This is a genomic window from Candidatus Synechococcus spongiarum SH4, assembly GCF_000586015.1.
Classification (GTDB): domain Bacteria; phylum Cyanobacteriota; class Cyanobacteriia; order PCC-6307; family Cyanobiaceae; genus Synechococcus_B; species Synechococcus_B spongiarum_F.
The window spans coordinates 1-4,932 of the sequence record NZ_JENA01000124.1 but is presented as its reverse complement, the minus strand read 5'-3'; the positions used below and the strand labels follow the sequence as shown (position 1 = coordinate 4,932).

General features: G+C 67.2%; 4 protein-coding genes and 1 pseudogene. 1 reads left to right on the top strand and 4 read right to left on the bottom strand.

The window, feature by feature from the left end; all coding sequences use genetic code 11:
* From BG35_RS0106450 to menA, 3 genes and pseudogenes are all read right to left on the bottom strand, one after another.
* A pseudogene (locus BG35_RS0106450) lies at positions 1 to 551 on the bottom strand (hypothetical protein); the annotation flags it as partial.
* Positions 552 to 568: 17 nt separating this feature from the next.
* Entirely contained in the window at positions 569 to 1,543 is a 975-nt protein-coding gene (locus BG35_RS11605; RefSeq protein ID WP_161632558.1) for an enolase C-terminal domain-like protein, read from the bottom strand.
* A gap of 21 nt (positions 1,544 to 1,564) precedes the next feature.
* Positions 1,565 to 2,587, bottom strand: coding sequence for a 2-carboxy-1,4-naphthoquinone phytyltransferase (menA, locus tag BG35_RS0106440; protein WP_025782181.1), 1,023 nt, complete (start codon positions 2,585 to 2,587; stop codon positions 1,565 to 1,567).
* A 16-nt stretch (positions 2,588 to 2,603) separates the two neighbouring features.
* On the opposite strand from menA, the gene BG35_RS0106435 reads away from it, so the two are divergent.
* Positions 2,604 to 3,977, top strand: coding sequence for an isochorismate synthase (locus tag BG35_RS0106435; protein WP_025782180.1), 1,374 nt, complete (start codon positions 2,604 to 2,606; stop codon positions 3,975 to 3,977).
* 50 nt (positions 3,978 to 4,027) lie between these two features.
* Here BG35_RS0106435 and dnaN read toward each other — a convergent pair.
* A partial coding sequence (gene dnaN / locus BG35_RS10695) for a DNA polymerase III subunit beta (protein ID WP_152535202.1) occupies positions 4,028 to 4,932 on the bottom strand: 905 nt, incomplete at its 5' end.

Genomic DNA, 4,932 nt, shown 5'->3' with positions numbered 1-4,932 from the left:
TCCCCCAGGAGCCGCTGCAACTGGGTGGGCGCCAGAGAAAGCCCCCACCCCCGCAGCGCGGGGCGTTGTCCCGGCTCCCGCCATTGGCGGCGCGGCAGGAAGCGGTGGGGAATGCCCAGGGCCCGGCTGCGGAGGGGGGGCATCAGGCCACTGACGTGGTGAAGCGGCAGGGGATTGGCGAGACCGGCCAGGGATAACGGACCCATCCCGGCCCCACTGGCCGGCCAACCCGCCAACGCCCGGGCCGCCTGCTGCAGGTGGTCCAGGGGGTGGAGACACCAGCGGCGGCGGCCGTGGCTTCCCCCACTGCCCAGCACCACCGCAGCGCCGGATCCCGTGGTGAGGAGGGGGCGGGTGTCCCCATGGTCAAGGCGCTCCGCCCGCAGGCCCCGGTGACGCCAGCCGGGGCGCAGGGCCGCCCGCAGGATGGTTTCCTCCTCCGGACGGCAGAGGCCCACAACGGCTTCCGAGGCCAGAAGGGTTTGCAGGCGTTGCCAGTCCGCAGCCGGCTCCGGGCCGCAGAGGAGAAGATGGCGTTCCTGCCTTGCCATGGCATCCACCCGGCCGGTCAGGCCGTTGCCCCCAGGCCGGGGGCCGGGCTGCCCCCAACCGCCGCCAGCTTGGCCAGATCATGGACCACAGCCCGACCAAGGCGCCCTTCAAAACCAGTGGAGATGACGCAGCGACCAGGCCAGGCCCGCAGGAGGCCGGCTAGCCGGCGGGGATCCCCGAGCTGGGAGGGTTTGATCACCAGCAGCGGCCTGTTCTCGGGGGGCGCCCGGAGCAGCTCCTCCACCTGATCCAACTGGGTGAGGGACTCGTCAAGGGCCAACTGGACACCGGGGATGGGGGGACTGCACAGCAGTCGCTCCAGGAGCGGATCCGTCGGGGCCAACGGCTGCTCCAGCCAACTGATGCGGGGATCAGCGGCGGCCTCCAGCCAGGGGGAGAGTTCCGCGGCATTCATGCGGCCGTTGGCATCCAGTCGCAGTGTGCCATCCACGGCCGCCAGCCTGGACAACAACGCCGCCAGCAGCGGTTGCTCCTGGCGCCAGGGGAGGGCGCCGATTTTCCACTTCCAGCAGCGCCAGCCCCGGGCCAGGCCCCGCTCCAATGCCCTCAGCGCCGGGGGGCCGGAGGGTAGGACGCCCACCGTTGGCCAGGGGGGCTCGGCAGCGGGATTGCCGCCGGCGCCGTCGCACAGGGGTTCCCCACTGTCGCGGTGACGCTGTTGATCCAGACGCCACAGGGCACTGCCCAGGGCAAAGGCCGTACAAGGATGGCGACAGGCCATGTGGCGAAGCCAGTGGTCCAGTTGCCGGCATCCTGCCGTCACGTCCAGAGGCTCCAACTGGCGCCGCAGCGCCTGAAGGTGGCCCCCATGGAGAGGATCGGCCCCGGATCGACCCCGTTCGGGCAGGGGGCTGATCTCTCCTGCAGCCTGCAGCCCATGGGGATCTTCCAGTTCCACATGCAACCCCTGATCGCGCCGTTGTTCCCCGTCACGGCGCCAGCGCCACAGGGAGAACGGCCGCCAACACAAGCGCCAATGATCCGGCATCCCTCAACTGACCACCGGCAACCCTCCTAGCGCCAATCCACCGGCAAACAACACACCGTTCGCCATCTGGAAGCGAAGGGCCAGAAACTTGCTGTGACGGATGCGCTCCGGCTGGTGGTGATGGCGCGCCAACAGGCGGATCAGGGGGAACGCCGCCGGCAGGCTGGCCAGCGCCAGCAGGGCCGTGGGTGGCCATAGGCCCCAGGCAACGGGAACCACTTCCGCCAGCAGAACAAGGGCCACAAGGCAGGGCACAAGGGCGGCAGCCCGGGCCGTGCCCAGCCGTTGCACCGGTGAACGCTTGCCGTGGGCCAGGTCGTCCTCCACCTGGTGAAAGTGGGAGCAGAACAGCACCAGGGTTGTGGCCAGGGCCGGCCCACACCCCAACTGACTGGCCAGGGAAAGATCCAGTGGTCCCCCACCCTCCAGTCCCGGGGCGGGGGTGCCGAGGCCCACCAGGGCCGCGGCGGTGGCCAGAGGGCCGAAAGCCAACCAGCAGAGGGGCTCCCCGAAGCCCTGGTACCCCAGCCGGAACGGAGGTCCCTGGTAGAGATAGCCACAGCAGCAGGCGGCCAGCACCAGCACCAGCAACCACCAACTGCTGGCCATGGCCACCCGGACCATGAGCAGAAGACCCAGCAGGCAAAAAGCCTGGGCGCCAACAAATACCAGTCCGGGGGCGCCGGTGAGCCGGATCAGGGAATGGTGCTTGCGGATATCGATTCCGGTTTGGGCGTCAAAGTAATCATTGCAAAGATTTTCCCAAGCCAGCAGCAGCACGGCGGCCAGCAGGAAGAGAAGCAACTGCTGGGGTTGCAGACGCCATGGGGTGCGGCCGGGACCCAGCAGCCAGCCAGCGGCCACAAGGGCTGGCATCACGGCCACCCCATACATGGGCCACTTGATGGCAGCCCACCAGAGATGCGGCCGTTTCTCTGGCGCGTCCTTGGGGCTCAAGGGCTTCCGGATATGGCGTCCATGGATAAATTGTACAATCTGGCGTGACCATTCATTTCTGATCCCCATTCCCCGGTTTGCCGCCATGTCCTTCCGGAGCCTGTTGACCATGGCCCAGGAGGGGGCCCAGCATCTGGGCGAGGAGGGGGTGCTCTGTCTTGGCATACCCATTGCGCCGCTGGATCCCCTGCTGGCCGTGCCCCAGTTGTCCCAGGGGAACGACTTCACCTGGATCTGGGATGGATGGCCGGGGTTGACGTTGGCGGCCACAGGGGTGGAGCAGAGTCTGGAGTTGCGGGGACCACGGCGGTTCCCATTGGCCCAGCGCTTTATCGAGACGAGCCTGAATCGGCTGATCTGTCCCCATGGAGCCGGACGGGCCGTGCAACGGCCAAGGCTGGTGCTGGCCTTCAGTTTTTTTGGTCACGCCGACGGGGACGGGGTCCCGGGGGTGACCATCGTGCTGCCCCGTTGGCAATTGGGGCGCCAGGGCCGTCACTGCTGGCTCCTGCATCAGCGCAGCCTCGGCGGGACCGTCACGGCTCGATCCATGGCGGAAGCCCTCTGGGAGCAGGCGCAAGCCCTGGGGCAATCCCCGCCGCCGCCCCTTTGTCTGCCCAGGCTGGTGGCCAGCAGTGATTCCTGGCGCCAGCCCTTCCAAAGCAGTGTAAAACAGGCGCTGGATCTGATCAACGAAGGCCGGTTGGGCAAATTGGTGCTGGCGGCCCAACAGGACCTGCTGTTGAGCACCCCCCTGAACCCCATTGACCTGCTCCGCAGCCTGCGGCGCCATCAGCCCGGCAGTTGCCGTTTTCTCTGGCGCCTCGCCAATCGCCAGGGCAACAACGCCGTTGTGGGGGCATCGCCGGAGCGGCTCCTGGAGTTGCGCTCGGGTCGCCTCCGCTGTGACGGCCTGGCCGGAACTGCGGGCGTCAGCGGGGACGGAGCGCAGCAACTGCTCAGGTCCGTCAAGAACCGCCATGAGCACGAGTTGGTGGTCAACGCCATCGTTCAGTCTCTATGCTCCCAGGGACTCGCCCCCCAGCGGCGCCCCTGTCCCCGCCTGGCGCGGCATGGGAATCTGCTGCATCTGCATACCCTCATCCAGGCCGATGCCCATGGCCATCGGGTGCTGGATCTGGCGGAGGCGCTCCATCCCACACCGGCAGTGGCGGGGTTGCCGCGGCGGGAAGCGCTGGGCTGGCTCCGCAGTCTGGAAAAATTTCCCCGGGGATACTATGGCGCACCGCTGGGCTGGGTTGACCTTTGCCGTGATGCGGATCTACGGGTGGCCATCCGTTGTGGCCAACTGCACGGGCAACACCTGAAGCTTACCGCCGGGGCCGGAATTGTCATGGGATCGTCCCCAGGACGAGAGCAGGAAGAGGTGGAACTCAAGCTTTCCGTGCTGCAACGGCAATTCATCCTTACCCGTAATCTCCAACCCCTGCAGCGGTGAGGGTGAGCAGGAGACGGACCGGAGCCATCAGGTGCGAATCTGGACGGGCATCACCAGATAGGTGAACTGCCCCCCCCCGCCGGTCGCAGCACAACGGGATTGACGGGCTCGTTCAGTTGGAATTGCACCTCCGGGGCCGGGAGCACCTTGAGGCCGTCCAGCAGGTAGCGCACGTTGAAGGCCACGTCAATATCGGCCCCGTCTCCATCGATGAGGGGAACCGACTCGTCCCCACGGCCCACATCCTGCACTTCAGCGCAAATGCGCAGGTCCCGCTGGGCGGTGGCAACGGAAAGCTTCACCACACTGTTCTGCTGATCCGCCAGGACCGCCACCCGCTCCAGGGCGGTGAGCAGGAGCACCCGATCAACGGTGAACGAACGGCTGAACGTCTCGGGAACGAGTTGGTTGTACTTGGGATACACCCCGTCCAGGGTGCGGCTGGTGACCACTTGATCCGCCCGGAGAAACACCACCTGCCCCTGGTCGTGATAGAGGTCAATGGTTTCCTCACTGCGGGCCGACAGGAGGTGCTCCAACTCCCGCAGGGATCGTGCGGGGATGGTGACCGCAAAACCTTCGTCGGCCACACCGCTATTGGCATTGGCCTGGGTCAACACGGCAAGACGGTGGCCATCGGTGGCGGCAAACTCGAGACGGTCGGGGGACACCGCCAAATGGACACCCGTCAGGATCTGCTTGGCCTCATCGGAACTGGTGGCGAAGAGGGTGCGGGCCAGACCGTCCCGCAGGGCTGCTGCAGGCAAAGGAACCGCCACCGGGCTCTGGGCCATGGGCAACTCCGGGAAGTCCTCCGCCGGCATCCCCCGGACGGTATAGGCCCCCGTTCTCGCTGTCAGTTGGAAGGACAGCCCGGCCCCCGTCTCATCATCGGATGAATCGGGGCCAGGGGGGGTGGGGGATTGGAGCGATAAGGGGCTATCGGCAGCGAGAC